24 protein-coding genes are annotated in these 13,410 nt (G+C 67.6%); 1 reads left to right on the forward strand and 23 read right to left on the reverse strand.

Features of this window, described 5'->3' with window-relative positions:
• Nucleotide 1: 1 nt before the first annotated feature.
• From PYR91_RS05350 to PYR91_RS05360, 3 genes are read right to left on the reverse strand one after another with little or no spacing between them, the layout of a single operon-like run.
• A complete protein-coding gene (locus tag PYR91_RS05350) occupies nucleotides 2-676 on the reverse strand; it encodes a hypothetical protein (protein WP_279777862.1) in 675 nt (224 codons plus the stop codon).
• Entirely contained in the window at nucleotides 673-1,416 is a 744-nt protein-coding gene (locus PYR91_RS05355; RefSeq protein WP_279777863.1) for a BRO family protein, read from the reverse strand. The genes PYR91_RS05350 and PYR91_RS05355 overlap by 4 nt, the downstream gene beginning before the upstream one ends.
• Nucleotides 1,413-1,601, reverse strand: coding sequence for a helix-turn-helix domain-containing protein (locus tag PYR91_RS05360; protein ID WP_279777864.1), 189 nt, complete (start codon nucleotides 1,599-1,601; stop codon nucleotides 1,413-1,415). Before PYR91_RS05360 ends, PYR91_RS05355 begins: the two co-directional genes overlap by 4 nt.
• A gap of 40 nt (nucleotides 1,602-1,641) precedes the next feature.
• Between PYR91_RS05360 and PYR91_RS05365 the strand changes: the two genes are divergently transcribed.
• On the forward strand, nucleotides 1,642-2,040 hold the full coding sequence (locus tag PYR91_RS05365) for a helix-turn-helix transcriptional regulator (protein WP_279777865.1): 399 nt from the start codon (nucleotides 1,642-1,644) through the stop codon (nucleotides 2,038-2,040).
• A gap of 19 nt (nucleotides 2,041-2,059) precedes the next feature.
• Here PYR91_RS05365 and PYR91_RS05370 read toward each other — a convergent pair whose 3' ends face one another.
• From PYR91_RS05370 to PYR91_RS05465, 20 genes are all read right to left on the reverse strand, one after another.
• Nucleotides 2,060-2,491 (reverse strand): hypothetical protein, encoded by a 432-nt coding sequence (locus PYR91_RS05370; RefSeq protein ID WP_279777867.1) that lies wholly within the window; start codon nucleotides 2,489-2,491, stop codon nucleotides 2,060-2,062.
• A 71-nt stretch (nucleotides 2,492-2,562) separates the two neighbouring features.
• Nucleotides 2,563-3,717, reverse strand: a complete 1,155-nt coding sequence (locus tag PYR91_RS05375; RefSeq protein ID WP_279777868.1) for a glutathionylspermidine synthase family protein — start codon at nucleotides 3,715-3,717, stop codon at nucleotides 2,563-2,565.
• On the reverse strand, nucleotides 3,717-4,055 hold the full coding sequence (locus PYR91_RS05380) for a hypothetical protein (RefSeq protein WP_279777870.1): 339 nt from the start codon (nucleotides 4,053-4,055) through the stop codon (nucleotides 3,717-3,719). Before PYR91_RS05380 ends, PYR91_RS05375 begins: the two co-directional genes overlap by 1 nt.
• Nucleotides 4,048-4,416 carry a MarR family transcriptional regulator gene (locus tag PYR91_RS05385; protein WP_279777872.1) on the reverse strand — a complete coding sequence of 123 codons (369 nt, stop codon included), beginning with the start codon at nucleotides 4,414-4,416 and terminating at the stop codon, nucleotides 4,048-4,050. Before PYR91_RS05385 ends, PYR91_RS05380 begins: the two co-directional genes overlap by 8 nt.
• The gene (locus PYR91_RS05390; protein WP_279777873.1) at nucleotides 4,413-4,736 is read right to left on the reverse strand and encodes a hypothetical protein; all 324 of its coding nucleotides are present in this window, start codon (nucleotides 4,734-4,736) and stop codon (nucleotides 4,413-4,415) included. Before PYR91_RS05390 ends, PYR91_RS05385 begins: the two co-directional genes overlap by 4 nt.
• A complete protein-coding gene (locus PYR91_RS05395; RefSeq protein WP_279777874.1) occupies nucleotides 4,733-5,224 on the reverse strand; it encodes a hypothetical protein in 492 nt (163 codons plus the stop codon). The genes PYR91_RS05390 and PYR91_RS05395 overlap by 4 nt, the downstream gene beginning before the upstream one ends.
• Nucleotides 5,221-6,063, reverse strand: a complete 843-nt coding sequence (locus tag PYR91_RS05400) for a recombinase RecT (RefSeq protein WP_279777875.1) — start codon at nucleotides 6,061-6,063, stop codon at nucleotides 5,221-5,223. The genes PYR91_RS05395 and PYR91_RS05400 overlap by 4 nt, the downstream gene beginning before the upstream one ends.
• Before the next feature lies 1 nt (nucleotide 6,064).
• Nucleotides 6,065-7,036 (reverse strand): lambda-exonuclease family protein, encoded by a 972-nt coding sequence (locus PYR91_RS05405; RefSeq protein WP_279777877.1) that lies wholly within the window; start codon nucleotides 7,034-7,036, stop codon nucleotides 6,065-6,067.
• Nucleotides 7,036-7,260: a hypothetical protein gene (locus tag PYR91_RS05410; RefSeq protein ID WP_279777878.1), complete on the reverse strand. Its 225-nt coding sequence runs from the start codon at nucleotides 7,258-7,260 to the stop codon at nucleotides 7,036-7,038. Before PYR91_RS05410 ends, PYR91_RS05405 begins: the two co-directional genes overlap by 1 nt.
• Nucleotides 7,257-7,556 carry a hypothetical protein gene (locus PYR91_RS05415; RefSeq protein WP_279777879.1) on the reverse strand — a complete coding sequence of 100 codons (300 nt, stop codon included), beginning with the start codon at nucleotides 7,554-7,556 and terminating at the stop codon, nucleotides 7,257-7,259. Before PYR91_RS05415 ends, PYR91_RS05410 begins: the two co-directional genes overlap by 4 nt.
• Nucleotides 7,553-8,338, reverse strand: a complete 786-nt coding sequence (locus tag PYR91_RS05420; protein WP_279777880.1) for a hypothetical protein — start codon at nucleotides 8,336-8,338, stop codon at nucleotides 7,553-7,555. The genes PYR91_RS05415 and PYR91_RS05420 overlap by 4 nt, the downstream gene beginning before the upstream one ends.
• Nucleotides 8,335-8,721, reverse strand: a complete 387-nt coding sequence (locus tag PYR91_RS05425; RefSeq protein WP_279777881.1) for a hypothetical protein — start codon at nucleotides 8,719-8,721, stop codon at nucleotides 8,335-8,337. Before PYR91_RS05425 ends, PYR91_RS05420 begins: the two co-directional genes overlap by 4 nt.
• Nucleotides 8,718-9,215: a hypothetical protein gene (locus PYR91_RS05430; RefSeq protein WP_279777882.1), complete on the reverse strand. Its 498-nt coding sequence runs from the start codon at nucleotides 9,213-9,215 to the stop codon at nucleotides 8,718-8,720. The genes PYR91_RS05425 and PYR91_RS05430 overlap by 4 nt, the downstream gene beginning before the upstream one ends.
• The gene (locus PYR91_RS05435) at nucleotides 9,212-9,685 is read right to left on the reverse strand and encodes a hypothetical protein (RefSeq protein WP_279777883.1); all 474 of its coding nucleotides are present in this window, start codon (nucleotides 9,683-9,685) and stop codon (nucleotides 9,212-9,214) included. Before PYR91_RS05435 ends, PYR91_RS05430 begins: the two co-directional genes overlap by 4 nt.
• Nucleotides 9,686-9,896: 211 nt before the next feature.
• Nucleotides 9,897-10,166: a hypothetical protein gene (locus PYR91_RS05440; protein ID WP_279777884.1), complete on the reverse strand. Its 270-nt coding sequence runs from the start codon at nucleotides 10,164-10,166 to the stop codon at nucleotides 9,897-9,899.
• A gap of 202 nt (nucleotides 10,167-10,368) precedes the next feature.
• The gene (locus PYR91_RS05445) at nucleotides 10,369-11,007 is read right to left on the reverse strand and encodes a hypothetical protein (protein ID WP_279777885.1); all 639 of its coding nucleotides are present in this window, start codon (nucleotides 11,005-11,007) and stop codon (nucleotides 10,369-10,371) included.
• Nucleotides 11,004-11,432 carry a hypothetical protein gene (locus PYR91_RS05450; protein ID WP_279777887.1) on the reverse strand — a complete coding sequence of 143 codons (429 nt, stop codon included), beginning with the start codon at nucleotides 11,430-11,432 and terminating at the stop codon, nucleotides 11,004-11,006. Before PYR91_RS05450 ends, PYR91_RS05445 begins: the two co-directional genes overlap by 4 nt.
• A gap of 95 nt (nucleotides 11,433-11,527) precedes the next feature.
• A complete protein-coding gene (locus tag PYR91_RS05455) occupies nucleotides 11,528-12,055 on the reverse strand; it encodes a hypothetical protein (RefSeq protein ID WP_279777888.1) in 528 nt (175 codons plus the stop codon).
• Complete coding sequence (locus PYR91_RS05460; protein ID WP_279777889.1) at nucleotides 12,052-12,867, reverse strand: hypothetical protein; 816 nt, start codon at nucleotides 12,865-12,867, stop codon at nucleotides 12,052-12,054. Before PYR91_RS05460 ends, PYR91_RS05455 begins: the two co-directional genes overlap by 4 nt.
• Nucleotides 12,864-13,133 (reverse strand): hypothetical protein, encoded by a 270-nt coding sequence (locus tag PYR91_RS05465; protein ID WP_279777891.1) that lies wholly within the window; start codon nucleotides 13,131-13,133, stop codon nucleotides 12,864-12,866. The genes PYR91_RS05460 and PYR91_RS05465 overlap by 4 nt, the downstream gene beginning before the upstream one ends.
• Nucleotides 13,134-13,410: the final 277 nt, after the last annotated feature.

Raw genomic sequence — 13,410 nt, forward strand, 5'->3', positions numbered from 1 at the left:
ATCAGGAGGGGCGGTTGTCGCGGACCTGCTGGAGGGCTTCGCGGAGCCGTTCCAGTGGCACGCCACGCTCACGGATCGGGTTGAATAGCAGCCCGAACACGGCGGCCTCGACGTTGTCTTTTGGCTGGTCCAGCACGCCGGCGGGTTCGACGAGCGCCGCGACGCCGTTCTTCACAGCCCACGTGTCCGCGACGTCGCCTTCGCCGTCGGGTTCGTCGTGAATGAGCTGGACGTGCATGTCCAGGTAAGGGAACGCTTCGGCGATGACCGTCAGGTCCTCAGTGACCTCGGCCCGGGTCGGCCACTTACCGATGTTGTACGACGCGCAGCCGATCTTCCCGTCCCAGTCACACCACCCATGGGGGCCGTCGATGTAGGCAGACGCGATCTGCTCGTTGTGGAGGTAGTGCAGTTCCAGCACCCCGAAGCTGCTCTTCCAGGCGTCTTCGGCGTTGAGGTGCTCAAGGAACGCGCGAGGCCGTTCTTTGTCGCGCGCCCAGTCGTAGGCGGCGGGGCGGCCGAACTCCTCGGTTAGGAGGTTGATTTCCTGTTCCCACGCCCGGTCGTTGGTCGCCATGTGCCACAGGTCGGTGCGGATCAGGATCTCGTTCGCCTGCTCCCGCGAGACCGGCTGACCGGCCACGATGAGCCGGGGCCACTTGCCGTACTCCGTCACGACTCACCGCCCAGCGGTAGTTCGGGCCATCCCGGCGGGTCGAGCGGCAGTGCACGCTGGGCGGCCATATCCAGCCGGATCTTGGTCGACTCGTACAGGCGGTACAGCGGCTCGATCGCGTGGCCAAACACCTCGTACGTGGACTTGGCTGTCAGCCAAAACAGCGACTGGTATTCGACGCGAGGCTTACCGTCCTGTCGCAACACGCCGCCCTGTCGGAGAACTCGCGTCAACTCGACAACCGCAATGCGCACACCGAACCGTTGGCGCATAAGCACGACCGCGTCAGCCCAGGGGAACGTCAAAGGCTCGAACAGCTCCGGCGACGGAGGCGTCTCCACCGTGAGCTTGGCCGCAGCGTCTAGCGCCGAACGAACCTCTGCTTCGTGGGTACGCACGGCGAAGTACGTTTGCGCGGCAGCGACCTCGGGCTTGCGCGGGTCGCCGTTCATGGCCACGAGGTAGCAGGCGTAGCGAGTCAGGCGGTGGTCGTCGACAGGACGCTTGTGTCCACGGGCGTTCCTTGTGATCTTGAGGGCATCCTCAAAGTGATCATGGACTGCCGCGCCCACGGCCTGTGCGGCTGCCTTCGCCTTCTCAACGACCTCCATGAACTGACGCCAGTTGGTGTAGCCCTCAAGCGGTTGAAGATCACGGGCCGACCAGAACTCCCCGCGTTCGTCCACGCGCTTGATCGCGTCGAACGGTGAAGCTCCGCCGAGGTGCTCAAGGTTGCTCACTGGTCTCCCCCAACGGCCATGCGGTTGCGCTCCAGATACGCCTGGATTGATGCCAAGGGGATGCGCAGGTGGGAGTTGCGGGCGGGGCCTTTGATGGCCTCGATTTCGCCCTTCTGGATGAGTCGTGCCAGCGTGGCGCGGCCTTTGCCGATTGCTCCGCAGGCTTGCGCGGTGGACAGAAGCATGTCACCTTCCTCCGTTTGCTTGCTCAGTCACAGTACACAAGTGAGCAACTCGACGCAACGCAAAGTGCCCGGTTTGGTTGGTCAGAGACAGGACAGGGCGTACAACCGTCATGTGACCGCCGACAGAGCCCCCGCCGCGCCGTTCCACGCGCTCGTGCTCGCGACGCTCAACGAGCAGGGCAAGAGCCAGAACTGGCTGCACAAACGAACCGGCATTTCCCGGAACACCATCAGCGCATGGGCCAAGCAGCCCCGGCCCCCGCAGGCCGGCACAGTGCTCGCGGTCGCCGACGCACTCGGCATCGACAGAGGCGAGGCTCTCCGGCTGGCCGGCGTCATGGCGGACACCAAGGCTGCACTGGAGGGAACGACGGTGGACCTCTCCGAGGTAGACACCGAAGTTCTCCTCGCGGAGATTCGTCGCCGCATACGCGGCTGACACGCTTCTCATCTGCGGCTCACCGCTTCCCGGTGAAGCGCCGCCATGGGTGCTCGGCAAGGGTTCGCACCCACACCATGCGCCCGGCGTTGACAACCTCTTGGACGCGGAACGGGCTGCACGGCAGCACCAGAGGTGCCTCGTCGGGATGTGAGCCGAAGGTTTCGATGTACTCCTCACGCGTCGGCAGATCTTCGAAGGCGTCGAGCTGCTCGCGCAGGTCTTCGAGTTCCGCGATCAGGTCGTAGACCCTCGCGACGGTTTCCATCACGGCCGGGCAGTCCTTGGGGCCGTTGGCGTGCAGCCACGCCAAAGCCGTCTGCCGGTCCGCCTTGATCACGGCCAGATCGAGCGGCAGTGCCGGCGGCATCTCTGAGTAGTCCACCGCCGGGTCCTGCTCGGCAGGTGGAAACTCTTCGAACACGCGGCCTTCGTTGTAGTCAGCGCCCATGTTTCCGGACTCCAGTTCGTTCAAGAGGGCCGCCGGGCCCCACCCCCGAGAAGGGCCCGGCGGGCGGGTGATCAGGTGTCGATGCGGTGCGGCACGAACGAAGAGGTGTTGTCCGTGATCAGGCCGCGGGTCTCGCGGATGCCGACGCCGGCCGCTTCGTCGCCGACGACCCACGCTCCGAGCACGGGGTGCCAGCCGTCGAAGTCGGGGAGCGGCCAGAACTCCTGGTAGACGTAGCCCTCAGCGCCGTACTCGCCGGGGGTGTCCTGCGTCTGCCCGGGGGTGACGATGCGCATGGAAGCGCCCTCGCGGCCGAGCAGCGGCTTACGGACGTAGGCGCTCAGCTCGCGGGGCCCGTCGAGGTAGGCGGGCAGCAGGTTGGGGTGGTCGGGGTACATCTCCCACAGCACGGCCAGGAGCGCCTTGTTCGACAGGAGCATCTTCCACAGCGGCTCCATCCACGACCCGTTGGCCTGGCGTTCCACCGCGGACTGGCCGAACGGGTCGGAGATCATCCACTCCCAGGGGTACAGCTTGAACAGCGACCCGATCGGCCGGTTTTCCAAGTCCACGAACTGTTCACGGCCGGTGTCCCAGCCGATGTCCTCCATCGAAATGGCCGTGGTCCGCAAGCCGGCGGCCTGAGCGGTGTCTTGCAGGTAAGCGACGTTGAGGGCGTCCTCGCCGGACTCGTCGGTCGCGGTCCATGCGAAGTGCGCGGTCCCGCCGGGCGCGGCGAGTTTCTGCCACCGGGCCGCGAGCTTCTCGTGGATGGAGTTCCACTGGTCGCTGTCGGGGTGGACGTCCTGGAGCCAGAACCACTGGATGACCGACGCCTCGACGAGGCTGGTCGGGGTGTCGGCGTTGTACTCCAGCAGCTTGGCGTGCCCGGCGCCGTCGTAGCACAGGTCGAACCGGCCATACAGGTGCGGGTCGTGGCGCTTCCACGAGGCGCGGATCGGTTCCCAGCACCACTCGGGGATTCCGAAGTCGGCGTACCGCTTGCGCTTGATCACCCAGTCGACGGCCTTGAGGCACATGTCGTGCAGCTCCTCGACCGCGGCCTCCAGGTCCAAGACTTCGGCCATGGTGAAGACGTAGTGGGCTGCTTCGTCCCAGTACGGGCGCCCGTCATACCCGGGCGCTACCGACCGGTGAAACCCGAGCCCCTGGGACTCCACCAGGGCTTCCCAGCCCGGGCGCCGGTCCCCCAGTTCGCGGCGCATCAGGATCCGCTCCCGCCATGGCCGCCGAACCCGCCGCGGATCACGGTCCCGGACCGGGTGGCGATGTTCCCGGCCGCCGGCCGGGTGATCGTGCCGCCGGTCAGCCGACCGTCTGCGGCGCGGGTGCTGCCGTACATCCAAATGAACGCGCCGCCGCCGCTGCTCCCACCGCCACCGCTGTTGCAGTGCCGGTCATCGACCGCCTTGTAGGAGCCGTCGGCCTGCTTGACCGCGCAGTCAGCAGTGACCTGCGGCTCGTCGTCGGAGCAGGCGGTGACCATGGCGATCGACAGGGCGCCGAGCGCTAGCAGGGTGACGGCTCCGGATGCCTTAGGCATGGATCTTTCCTTTCAGGGGGTCGGGGGTGTCAGGCAGGTCACCGGGAGGGTTGTGCGTGACCTCGGGCTGGACGTGGTTGGCGTGGTCGGCCGGCATGTCCTGTCCGCAGACCTCGCACGCGGACACCGGGACGGTCTCCACGTCGGGGCCCGGGGCCAGGCGGATCGACCGGGCACAGTTCCGCTCGTACCGGACCAGCCCCATCGCCTTCAGGCGCCGCACGTGGTGGGTAGCCGACGAAGGGCCCCCCAGGTGGGCTGCTTCAGCGATTTCCGCTAGGGTCGGCGAATAGCCGTGCCGCGCGTGGAACTCGGCGATCGCGTCGAGGACCATGTGCTGCCGCGGCGTGAGGGCCTTCACCGGGCCACCTCGTCAGCCTTGAGGTGCGCCTCTTGCGCGGCCAGATCCGCAGGGCAGACACCACACGGGTTGCCGTCTGCGGTAGGGCACGCCGGCGGCCCACCACCGACACAGGCGTGACCGACGGGCATCATCTGGTTCTCGTAGTCGCACAGCTCCCACGCCACGACGGGAGGTGGGGTTGCGTCCTGGGCGGCGTCACGCAGCACCGGTGTCGACCGGCTGATCTGCCCGCACCCGGTGCACGCCATCTCCTGGCCGTCGACCACATGCTCGCGGGACGCCATGCACGGCTGGCACCAGACCATGAGGGCCGTCACGACGCCACCTCCGCCGGGGTCACGCCGCCCTTGTCGTCAAGCCACACCCAGCCGTGAACCCAGTGCCACACCGGGACATCGCCGGGAGCGGCGATGCCGTGGCGGATCTTCCAGCCCCGGGCATAGGCACCCTTCGGATCCGCTTCCACCGCGTTATGACAGAGCCGGCACGCGTGCAGATTGTTCGACGGGGTGTTGCTGTGCGGGTCCTTCGTGCCTCCCATGCCCTTCGCCATCCGGTGGGACGGGTCCGTGGCGCGGGCGTTGCCAAGGCAGATCACGCCGATCTCGCACATTCCGCCAGAGCGGATGGCGAGGATGCTCATCACCTTGCGGCTGGGGCCGGTGCGGCGGGACCGCTTTGGCGTGGCGGTCGCACGCTCCATCACCCCGCCGCCGGACGACATCCGCGTCTTCCGCTGGAGCGGCTTCCCCGGCTTTAGCCCCGTCTTGGCCTGGAGGCGGGTACGCCGCTGAAGGCTGCTCACTCGTCGCCATCCCCGGTCGCCGGGCCCTGCGGTGTGGTGTCCTGGTCGTCCTTCACCAGTTCCCCGGGCACGCTGTCAGGCTGCTCGGGTTCGATATCGAGAGCGTCGGGCGCCAGATCGGTGCGCACCGCCCCGTCCTGCGCCAACGCGCGTGCCATCTCCGCGGACTTGGGGATCAAGTCGAACAGCGCACGGATACACGACTTCTCCGCCATGGCGTTGTAGTCGTTCTTCCACGCCGGAGACCACGGGCTCTGCCCACGGTGGCGACGCCGTTCGACTTCCCGCCTGTCCAGCACGACGAACCGGTAGCCGCCGTTGACCAGCTTGGCGACCGCGTACCACTCCCCGGTCTCCTTGCCGCGTTCCCCCTTGGCGGGCTTGTGGCGAAGGAACGCGCCGAGCCCGTACTCGTAGTCGAACTCGTCGTTCTCGTACACCGTCTGCGTGTCGAGATACGCGGCCAGGGGGTGCTGCCAGAACAGGGTGGCCATGCCCTTGTAGCCGAGTTCGAAGCTGGCCTCCAGCACACCCTTGTTCTTTCGGGGGACGATGAACGCCTCACCCGTCGGGCCCGGCTCCAGCCCGAGTTGGGCGCAGGTGAGGATCGCGCCGGCCAGGGACTCGGCGGTGCATTCGGCCAGGTCGGGGTTCTTGCGGATCTGGGTGTAGGTGATCCGTGCCATCCGCTCGGCGGTCATGTGCGCCGGGAGTGCTTTGGCGATCTCCGGGGCCATCGCGGTGAGCAGGTCCCGCACCCGCGTTAGGGGATGCGGGCCGCTGCCGTTGCCCGCTTCTTCACGGTTGGCGATGGCGCTGCTGATGGTCTGGCCTGCCATATCAAGGCTCCTTCGAAAGACGCGCGGGGTTGAGCCGGTCCACGGTCGACTCGACAAGGCACGCCGCGTACACGTCGGGGTAGTCGCGCTTCAGCCGCTCACGGTCGATGTCCTTGCGGGGGAAAACCGAGCGGGAGCACACCTTGCGGTCCCCGGCGACGGCTCGTTTGCCGTCGCCGAGGATCTCTCTCAACTGGTTCTCGCACGCGTCCCTACGGCTCTCGGCATCCGCGAGATCACGCCGCGCCCGCTCGTAGTGGTCCGCCAGGGATTCGGGTACTTCGACCTCGGGTTCGTCGTCCTGGTCGACGGCCGGCCATAGGGACTGAAGCGCGCGGGCCGTGGCCGCGGCGTCGTCGATCGGCGGCGCGTCTTTGCGGTTCAGGCGGTCGACGAAGTTCGTGGCCGCGTCCCGTAGGAGCTTCACGTCCCGCTCGTCGTAGGTGACCAGGTAGTGACGGACCTGCTTGGAGTGCAGGAACAGGCACGACACGTAGCCTTCGGTCAGGCCGAGGGTGTCGAGCTGCCACAGCACCTGAGCCCGGTAGTGCACCGGGATCTCGTCAGTGCCCGCCTCGCCCCACCCCTCGTAAGTGGCGGACGTCTTGCCTTCCCACACCGCGACGGGGGCCACAGAGTTGGGCGACTCGTGTACCAATCGGTCCGGGGTCGCGAGCTGGTAGGGCCGCTCAGTGGACTGCCACAGCCCCGCGTCCCGCACGTGGAAGTGCGGGTGCGCTTCGGCGAACCGGTCAGCCACCCACGGCTCCAACGTCCGCCCGAGCGACATGGAGTCGTTGTCCCGGATCTGCGGCAGAGCGCCGAGCTTCCGCCAGTACAGGGAGTACGGCGACTCGTACGGCGACAGCCCGAGCAGCGCCGCGACCTCGGAGGCTGTTACGCCTACGAGACGGGCCGTGTGCCACTCGGGTGTCCGGTCCATGCCGGGAGGCAGGACCAACCGTGCTTTCACTAGTGGTCGTCTCCTTGGTCGTTCACGTCGTCGTCGGCCCGGTCGCGCCGGTCCCGTTCGCGGTCGGCCTCGGGCTGGACCTTCGCTGCGAGGTCGCGGCGCCGCTGCTCTACCGGGTCGGCGACGGGCTGCTGCGGCCGGCCGAGCCACATCGCTAGGGCGATGACGGCCACGCTGAACAAGATGGCCGCGCCGATGGACACCGCTGCCTGTACGCCGCTCACAGGGCGCCCACCTGCGTTGGGCCCGCGCCGGTCACCGCTACCGCGTCACCCTGTGGGGCGGGGAACTCGGCCGGCGCGGGAGCCTTGGGGAGGAGGACGACCTCGGCGGTGCAGCAGGCGTGAAGCTTCTGCGGGCGAAGTGCGCCGTCGACCTGCGCCCACGCCTCGCAGCACCGGCCCGGCTCACAGGGGCGGGCGTCTTCGAGCATCAGCCACACCGGGGGGAGCACGGTCTCCCCGTCCAGCTCGTACAGGCGAACCTTGTTGCCACGGTGGAGGTCCTCGAAGGCGGTCACAGCGCCTCACCGCCCGCGGGCTCCTCGCGACGGTTGGCGGTCCGCTCGTAGGCGATGAGTCGGCAGTGGATCCCCCACCAGGTGACGTGATGCGGACTCCGCCCGATCTCCGTCCACTCAGCGTCCAGCAGCTCGAAGAACGCGTCATCGGCACAGCAGCCGCTCTCGCCCTCCCCGACGTACAGCAGCAGGTCGCCTTCGTAGGCGGAGAGCGCGTGAGATGCCCACGGGTCGCTGTAGCTAGGCCATGACAGCAGCAGCGCCCTGTCGGGGTGCTTGCCAGCAGCCGACGCGTCATCGCGCAGCAACGGGTAATACGGCTCGGTGATCTCGACGAACGTGTTGTCGGTGACGTCGTTCGGCTCGTAAGCGACCACGTCGACACCGGCCTGGGCGAGTTGCCAAGCCCAGTACCCCGAACCCGCGCCCACTTCAACGACAGCGCGACCGTTCAGGACCCCGGCGATCCATGTGATGTCGCCGGGCGTCGGGATCGACCACGAGTAGGTGGAGACCAGCTTCGTACGGCCGACGCTCAACCCGGCGTAGTAGCCGGTCGGGGTGATCCCGTCGCCCATCCACCTGTCGTCGATCGAGGGCAGCAACCGGACGATCTCCCAGTACGGATTGCTCACCCCTTCCGGGACGACCTGGTCGTGGGCGGTACCGGCGATGATGAACTGATCGCGATGCCTCAGGTAGTCGAACTCGCCGTTCTCCACGTAGGCGCGGATCTCCGCGAGGGTCACGCCGAGGGCGTCCATGTCGATCTGTGTGGTCACCGGTCCACGTCCTCTCCGGTGTGCTGTGCGACGTGCGCGGCTTTGGTGAGCGCGTCGAACACCTCGGCGTCGCTGGCGCGGTCTGACCAGTCCCCCAGCAGCCCGACCAGCTCCCGGACGCTCAGCGCGTCGACTTCGGCCAGCGGAGCCACCACCCGACCAACCGTGCGGGCCGCCTCGATGAGGACCCGGTCGACAGGGGTGATCTCCTCCGGGGTGGCGCGCCACAGCCCGACCCACGTGTCCGGTTCCAAACCCACGGCGACGGCCAGCGCGCCGCACACATCTACGGACCCGTCGACCAACTCGTAGTGGCCACGGCACCGGCCATGCCGCTCCAGCACCGGGATTGCTGCGTTGAGGAGGTTCTCGACGGTCTTCACGCCGTCACCTCCGCGGCCTGCTCGGGCTTCACGAAGCGGGCGTTGTCCGGGTAGCGGTCTCGCCACTTCGGAGGAATGACGCCCTGATGCCATAGATCCCGGGTTGCCACCGTCCGACCGTCGAAGAACTCGACGTCGAACCGGCGGCCTCCGAAACCTCGGGACGGACCAGTGCCATCGCCGATGAGGTAGTGCTCCCCATCGATGACGACCCGCCGGGTTGGATCGTCCCGGTCTCTGAACCCGCCCGGCCCCCAGTAGTCGTCGTGATCCTCGCGGCCCTCGGAGACGGTCACAGTGATGGCGTAAGCCTTGCTGCCGCCGTCTGGCTGCGACACCGTGTAGACCGAGGTCACGTGGGTGGTGGCACCGTCCTTCGTGAACTCGCCAGCGGTTCGACTGGTGCCTGGCGTCTCCTGCGGCAGTTCCTTGATGACTGCGAGAACTCCAGCCCAGAGAGCGCCGTTGACGGACTCATTGCTGTTGCTTGTCACGCCGTCACCTCCGAGGGGACGACCTCGACCAGGCGGGCCACCAGGGCGAGGAACGCCGGGCAGGCCGCCATGTACGCTGCTTCACGCGCCGTAGCTGGGCTGTCGGGCCACGCCCCCCGGCACGCCGCCACGCTGAGAAGGCCAGGCGTGCTGGCCTCGTACGCGGCGACGATGTCCCACGCCGCGTCGTTGTGCTGGGTCAAGTGCCACCCGTCGAGCGGGCACACGTCCGGCATCAGGCACCACCGGGCGTGCAGCCACTCCCGGGCGGCCCGGAACCGCAACTCACGGGCCGCGTTCAGGGCGACGGTCACCCACGGGTCCAGGACGTCACCACAGTCCACGACGAGCCGGGCATCCCGGTACAGGCCTACGAGTTCTAGGGTCGGCATGCTGCGGATGTGGTCTTCCGCGGGAAGCGACTGGTCGAAGGGGCCCATGGCTGCGGGGGCGAGCTGCTGGGCGGTCACCTGGGGCCTCCGGCGTGCTCGGGGCAGTAGTCGATCGGTGAGCGGGAGCCCTTACCTCGGTTCGGGGGAACGTCCCATCCCGCGTCGCGGGCCGCGACGCGGGCGGAGTGGGCATGTCTCCGCCCGAACTCGCTTGAGGGGGTGAAGACAGCGCCGCAGTCCGGGCTGTCGCAGCGCACGACGTAGACCGGCGGCTGAGCTTCGTGGGTGCTCATGCGACGCCCCCGGCCTGCTCCACCTTGTGGACCGCGTACCCGGTGGCCTCACGGAACCCGTCTACGGCCACCGCGTGCAGCGCCACCGTGGACGAGTCACCGTCACCGACGCGCACCCACTCCCAGCGCTGGCCATCACCGGGCCCGCCGTCGGCCTCGGCCAGCTCTTCGGCGTGCGCGCGGGCGACGTCCTCGCGGGCGGCGGTGTCGATCTGCTGCCCCTCGAAGGTGACGAGGTACGCGACGCCTCGGTCTGATGTGGCCATCACGCAGCCCTCCGCTCAGCGGAGAGAACAGTGATGTCCCTGGCCAGCACAGCAGTCAAAGGCCCGTCGTCCACCTGGACGTACACCACCAGCTCACCCCGAAGGGTCGTGGTCCTGTACGCGGTGCCCTTACGGCCCTGGCGGTCACGAACCCGGGCGGGCCCATTCCCGAGCTGCATCTGGAGGTAGGTCTCGCGGACGCTCACTGCGCCACCCCCGCCGGGGTCTCGACGGCCTGCTTGGCGGCGTCGTACTGGGCGATGCCCCAGACGATCCCGTGGAGCGCCCACAGGAACCACCAGTGGAAGTCCTGAAGCTCCCACTCCCAGGTGTCCTGAAATCGGAACGGCTCCCCAGCCACCTCTTCGGGGAGATACTCGAAGTCGTTCAGAGCTGCGCGGGCGCCATCCTCGTACTCAGTGTTGTACTCAGCGAGTACGCCGTTGACGTGCTCGTCCCACGCCTTCGTCACGCCCGGATAGTCCTTCTCGACGTCCGCGAGATCGGCCGCGACCTGCTGATCGAAGACGTCCTTCGAGTACGTTCGGGTCGCATCCCTGTGGGAGGTCAGCTTCTCCGCCCAGTAGGAGGGGCTGATGTGGCCGACCGGCCCCCGGAAGAAGGCGAACATGTCGTCGAGGCGGTCGAAGACGAAGCTCTCACCGTCGCCCCGGAAGATCAGCGCGTGAGGCACCGTGATCAGGTCAAACCAGTAAGAGCCGCTGCCCGGCTTCTGGAACCTCAGGTGCCGATACAGGCCGTCGTCGTGGCGGACCGTCATCGTGTGCTCAGCGGTCTCGCGGGCGAACCGCTCTGCGATGCCCTGGTAGCGGTCGCTCATCGGGCCACCGCCGGGGTCTCGGCGTTCACGGGCAGGTCGAACACCAACGTGTACTCGACCTGCTCAACCATCCCGGTCACCCGCTGGGCGAACACCCGGTCGATCTCGGTGTACACATGCACGTGCACCGGACCGAAGAACAGGTCCACACCACCGAAGTCCTTGGTCCGGCACTGCCTGACCACCCCGCCCGCGTCCACGCACGCCCTGGCCGCGGTCACCATGAACTCGACCGCGTCAACGGGCTCGCCCAGGTAGGCCAACATGCGGTGCGACCCGGTATCGAGAGCGGCCCGCTCGGCGACCTTCGGGTTCACCGCCAGGAACGCGGCGACGTCACCCCAGCCCCGGCACATCGCTGCGGCCTCGGAGACCGACGTCGGGGTTTCGGGGCGGGTCTGGTTCTCGTCTAATGTGGTGGCCATCAGCCGCCACTTCCTTCCTGCTTTGGATCTGGTGTGTGGTGGGTTGAGATGGCCCGGCCGGTGCAGTCGGCTCGGGCCATCGAACGTTCAGGACTTCAGATGGCTTCAGGGAGCGTGTCGAGCGCGAGAGTGTCCGGATCAAGCCGCAGCTCCGCGCACACATCCGCCAAGGTCGGAAGCTTCATCAACTGCTTGTCCGACTTGAGCAACGCGGCGAGCTGCATGCGAATCGCGTTGCTCTCAGCGCGACCATCGACAACCGCCGCCTCACGGAACACGGCCTCGACGAACTGAGCCGGCGTCGCTTCGACCCAGAGCACGCCCTGTCGAGCTCCGTCCGATCTACGGACTGACATGCTCGGGCTGATGAGTCGCCCCGAGGTGACGGAAACGCCCCGAGCGATGAGACGCTCGTTTCGGCGCTGAGCCTCCCGTCGAGTCCTCACGGTGTTGACGTAGGAGCCGAGCGCGGCTTCAAGACGCGAGTCGATCCACGCGTTGATCTCGGGGTCGTCATGCTCGGCGGCCAGCTTGATGAACTCGGCACCCCAGATGGCTTTGTCCGCTCCGGGGTGCAGTCCGAGCACCATCTCGGCGATGCCCTGCTTCAGTTCCTCGCTCATCGAGCACCGCCCCCAATGACCCGCAACCCCGGACGGCGCGCGGCGCGAACCGCTTCCAGCCACTCAGTGACGTCACGAACCATGGCTGTAGCGACCTGCAACTCGGCCTCGGTGAGTGCTGCCGCGACTTCCTCTGCGTCCTGGAGGGGCAGGTCCGCGACCGCCGCGATCGAGCGGGACCAACGAGCCCGTACCCGGGTGCGGTTGACCTCGGCTCGCGCACCGGGCTGACGCTTCTCGATGGCGTCGAGAAGCTGGTCATCGCTCGGAGTCGCCGGGTCGTCCTCGACGATCTCGGCGTCGACCACTTCGACCACTTCAGGCGTCGGGGTCACTGGAGGAGCTGTGCGCAAGGGGGTCGGCTTGGGGGCCACGACTTCGCGGGCCTGCCGCACGGCAGCCGCCGTGGGCTTTCCGCCGGCGCCCTGAACGGCATGGTTCCAGGTCTCGCGAAGCTTCTCCGGCTTGTCGAGAAGAGGGGCAAGCTCACGGGCCTGAGACTCGGTCGGCACCCTAACCGGTCCGGGAAGTTGATCTACTTCCACAATTGTGGAATCGAGGTCCGCCTTCTCCGGAACGGTTTCCAGCGCTCGAACAACTCGCCCGTGGTCGAGGAGTTGGTAAGCGCGGGACTGGGACATCCCGAACTCGGTCATCGCGTAGTCGCGCCAGGAGTCGTAACCCAGGGCGCTCCACGCTTGCCCCTCATGGGCGCGCAACAGGAGCGAGTAGAGCTGCTCCGTCGCCGCCTTGATCTGCTCGGTGAGCAGTCGTGCTTCGTCCTCACCGAGACGGGATTCGATGTCGCTCACGCCGCACCTGCCCGCTTGGCGGCCTTAGCCTGACGCATGCGAAGCGCAGCCTTCTGGTAGTACGCCGCTTTGGCGTTCTCCGCGAGCTTGAGCCGAACGCCGGGGGCGAGCTTGCCGTTGGGGTCGACCTTGCGCTTCCAGTACTCCAGCGACGCCGGGGAGTTGTTGCGGGCTTTGGCAGTCGCTCCGGCCCGGTTGTCCTCGTGGGACCACCGGGTGTGGGCGGCGATGCTCGCGATGATGCTGCGCTCAGAGGGCGTGGCCATTACTCGGTCGCCCTGTACATGATCTCCTGCACGGTGCAGTCGAGTGCGTGGGCGAGGGAGTGGAGAAGGTCCACACTCGGACTTGCGGCGCCGCGCTCGATCGCTGAGATGTGCGGCTGAGTGACGCCCGCCTTCTCTGCGAGCTGCGCTTGCGAGAACCCTGCCTCCACGCGCTTGCGGCGTACCGCAGCGGCGTCGGCGTACTTGGGTCGCGCGCGGCTGCGGCGCTTCCGCCTCGGGGATTTCGTGGTCACAGACACCACACTACTGATCACTA

This window comes from Sphaerisporangium sp. TRM90804, assembly GCF_029846175.1.
Classification (GTDB): Bacteria; Actinomycetota; Actinomycetes; order Streptosporangiales; family Streptosporangiaceae; genus Sphaerisporangium.